Genomic DNA, 3598 nt, shown 5'->3' with positions numbered 1-3598 from the left:
TGTCTCGCGGGGGCGGCCGGTAGCGGAACGGTGCGTGCGCGGGCGCTATTCCCCCGACGCGCGCCGGGGGTGTGACCCGGGCGCCGGACATCCGGATCGCATGCGAACCGGTTGTCCTGGCGTACCGGTCACCCCGGAATCCGCCCTTCGAAGCAGCTCGAACCGTCTCAAACCGTCTCAAACCGTCTCGAAGCGGCTTGAAACGGCCTGAAACAGCTTGAAGCAGCTCGAACGAAATCGACCCGACTCGAACCAAGGAGTACGCCCATGTCCGTATGGAAGGTCCTCTCCGCCGGCGTCCTGTTGGCCGCCACCGTCCTGGCCGCCGCCCTCCTCGCGCCGACCGCCGCGCCGCGACCGGCCTTCGCCGCCGAGACGGCCCAGGTGGTCACCGGCCCGCCGAGCGGCCCGGGCGGCGTCTCGACGGCGACCTGCCCGTCCGGCACCCACCTCACCGGCGGCGGGTACCGGCTCCAGCCCGACGCGGACGGGCCGGTGCGCGCCAGCGGTCCGACGGCCGACGCGACCGGTTGGAGCGCCCAGGCCGCGCACGGGTCCGTGGTGGCCTCCGCGGTCTGCGAGACCGAGGACTGACGGCGAGGCCGAGGACCGACGACGCCTACCGCAGGTGGACCCGGTGGCCGCTCAGGTGGTCGAGCACCTGGTGGTTGGCCTCCCAGCCGTCCGGGAAGGCCACCGGGACGCCCAACTGGACCGGCTCGGTGGACGGGTGCTCGTCCAGCAGCTCGGCGATCCCGGCCCGGGCCACCACGATGCAGGCGTGCCGGTGCCGGGAGGCGAGCACGCAGAGCCGGCCGGTCTCCAGGTGGAAGGCGGTCGCGTCCGGGCGCCCGGACAGCGGGTGCAGCACCACGGTGACGTCGTACTCCCGGCCCTGCAGCCGGTTGGCGGTGTCCACCGTGACGGCCGGACCGACCGTGCCGTCCACCGGCACGCCCGCCTTGAGCAGGGCCGCCCGGACGGCCGCCGCCTGGTCCCGGTGCGCGGTGCCCACGGCGATCCGGTCCGCGGTGAGCGGGGCCTCGCCCTGCTCGGAGTGCGACGTCAGCCCGCGGTCCAGCAGCCGCCGGACGGTGGCCGCCACGGCTGCCACCGCCTGCGGGTCGGTCCGCACGGTGTGCCGGGCGGGCAGCTCCAGCAGCGCCCAGCCGTGCTCGGCGGCCCGGTCGATCACGGCGTCCAGCGCCGAACCGTCCGGGCGGACGGCGGCGGTCAGCCGGCGGTCCGCCGGGCCGGTTCCGGAGCGGAACGGCGTGTACGGGTAGAACGCCCGTGAGATCAGCGGTGCCGCGCTGGCGGGCAGTCGCCAGGAGACCGGCAGCCGGTGCGGTTCGATCTGCGGGTTGTGCGCCAGCATGGTCACCACTGCGCTGCCCGAAGGGTCGTACGACAGCCCGGCCCACTGCTCGGTGCCGACCACGGTGAACGGGTCCAGCTGGCCCGGGTCGCCGACGAACAGCGCCCGTTCGAACAGCCTGGCCACCGCGAGCAGGGCGTCCGAGCGCATCTGGTACGCCTCGTCGACGATCGCGTGCCGCCACGGCGCCTCGGCCCGCACCCACTGCCACTTGGCGGAGGTGGAGATCACCACGTCGTGCTCGACCAGGTCGGCGACCTTGTCGGAGGGCGTGACGTTGGCGTGCTTCAGCACCTCGGGGCCGGGCCGGGAGTCCGTGGCGTGCAGCCGGCCGATCGTCAGCTCCGGCGCCTTCTCGGCCAGTCGGCCGACCAGGTCGTCCACCTGGCCGTTGGTCTGGGCGACGATCATCAGCCGCTCGCCGGCCCCGACCAGTTCGCGGGCGGCCCGCACCACCAGGGTGGACTTCCCGGCGCCGGGCGGGGAGTCCACCACCACGCCGCGCGGGGCGCCGGCCGGCGGGTGCACGGTGGCCGCCAGGATCCGGGCCACGGCGGCGTCGGCCGCCGCACCCGGGGACTGGTCGCTGATCGACTCGGTCATCACTCCCACTCCTCGGCGGCGGACGCGGCGGACGCGGCGGGTACGGGCGCGGCACCGGGCGGGCCGCCGTGGGTCCACGGGGTGTCGTCCGGTTCGGGCAGCGGCGCGGACTGGCGGACCGTCAACTCGAACAGCGTGAAGGTGACCGGCTCGCCCGGCTCGGGCAGGCTTCCCGGTTCCGGCTCCTTCCTGCGGCCCATGCCGGACAGCACCCGAACGGTGACGGTGCCCTCGGCCGGGTCGACGGCCACGATCTCGGCCTTCTGTGCCGACGGCCCTCCCCCAGCCTTCGGCCGGGGAGACCCCCATACCCGGTGCACCTCCCGACCGAGGTCGGCATGCGGGCGGTCGGCGGTGTGCAGGGTGACCAGCGGGCGGGGCTTGGGGGAGCGGCCGGTGGTGTCGTACTCCAGGACCACGTCGGTCACCACGCCCGCGAACGCCTCGCCGGCCAGCCGGTGTTCGGCCATCGCCAGCGGGTCGTCCAGCGCCTCCTGGACGTCCAGCCTGGCCTGCTCACGCTCGCGCTGGGCGAGCTTGCGGGCGGCGGTGACGGCGTCGTCCTGCCGGGGCTGCGGGGGCTCTCCGGCCGCCAGGCGGTCCCGGTGGCCGGTGTAGGACCAGCGGTCGCCGGTCCAGCGTTCCTCCAGGTGGCCGGCCGGCGGCAGGGCGCGCAGCAGGTCCAGGCCGCGCCAGACGTCGTGCCAGGTGGGCAGCAGGACGGCGGCCAGCGCCTGCTCCAGCTGCTCGACCGCGGAGCGGACGGCCGCCCGGGCGCGCTCGGCGGCGGCCTCGTCCCGCTGCTCGGCGGCGTGCCGCAGGGCGGCCACCGCGGTGTCGTAGCGCGCGATCGCCGGGGCCAGCACGAACTCGTCGAAGCGCGGATCGGTGGTCGGACCGGCCGGCGGGTGCAGCAGCTGCCCGTGCTCGTCCCGCCCGGTCTCGACCAGCTCGGCCGCCCGGGCGCCGCCCAGGCCCTCCGGCGGATCGTGCCAGGCGAGCCGGGCGGCCAGGTGCTGGTCCTCCAGGTGGCTCTGGCCGGTGGCCCAGTGCCGGGCGAGCAGACCGGTCATCGGCAGCAGCAGGCTGGAGCCGGGCACCTGGGCACGGTCGGTGAGGTGGGTCAGCCAGCGGCCGAGCAGCGGCACCCGCAGCGGCGCCGGGAACGGGCCCGGATCGGCGTCCTCGGCGGTGCGGCGGAAGCGGGTCGAGCGGCCGATCAGCGCGAGGTGGTGCACCCCGGCGCCGTTCGGCACGATCAGCTGCGGCGCGTCGGCGCACAGCTCGCGGAACACCTGGGTCTTCTCGCCGGTCTCCGGGTCCTTCTCGGAACCCTCGATCTGCTCGACGTCCTCGCCGAAGGACTCCAGGTAGGGCAGCAGATCGGCGGCCAGCTCGGCCAGGAAGTCGAAGCGCAGGGTGCGGTTGAGCGGCTGCGGCACCAGGTGCAGCCGGGGCGCGTCCCGGTCGGTGCCCAGCATCACGGCCAGCGGCGCGCCGGACTCGCCGGCGGCGGTCAGCGGGACGACGACCATCGGGCGCTCCGACAGGTGCCGGTGCCGGACGGTCGCCAGCGGCTCGGCCCGCCCGCTGCGGACGGCCTCCAGCCGGGCGAGG

At 75.6% G+C, this 3598-nt stretch carries 3 protein-coding genes; 1 reads left to right on the top strand and 2 read right to left on the bottom strand.

Annotation, left to right across the window (positions count from 1 at the left end; genetic code table 11):
• The first annotated feature begins 267 nt into the window (after positions 1-267).
• The gene (locus J0670_RS33175) at positions 268-594 is read left to right on the top strand and encodes a hypothetical protein (RefSeq protein WP_207815888.1); all 327 of its coding nucleotides are present in this window, start codon (positions 268-270) and stop codon (positions 592-594) included.
• A gap of 25 nt (positions 595-619) precedes the next feature.
• On the opposite strand, the gene J0670_RS33170 is transcribed toward J0670_RS33175, so the two are convergent.
• Complete coding sequence (locus J0670_RS33170) at positions 620-1981, bottom strand: AAA domain-containing protein (RefSeq protein WP_207815886.1); 1362 nt, start codon at positions 1979-1981, stop codon at positions 620-622.
• Positions 1981-3598: hypothetical protein (locus tag J0670_RS33165; protein ID WP_207815885.1), on the bottom strand; the 1618-nt coding region annotated here is incomplete at its 5' end. The genes J0670_RS33170 and J0670_RS33165, both read right to left, overlap by 1 nt.

Source organism: Streptomyces sp. FH025 (genome assembly GCF_017427025.1).
In the GTDB taxonomy this organism is placed as follows: Bacteria; Actinomycetota; Actinomycetes; order Streptomycetales; family Streptomycetaceae; genus Kitasatospora.
This window is presented reverse-complemented; position numbering and strand designations above follow the sequence as displayed.

What these genes read in the sequence shown, in the direction of transcription:
- J0670_RS33170 (WP_207815886.1), bottom strand. Translation starts at nt 1,981, where the DNA reads ATGACCGAGTCGATCAGCGACCAGTCCCCGGGTGCGGCGGCCGACGCC.
- J0670_RS33175 (WP_207815888.1), top strand. Translation starts at nt 268, where the DNA reads ATGTCCGTATGGAAGGTCCTCTCCGCCGGCGTCCTGTTGGCCGCCACC.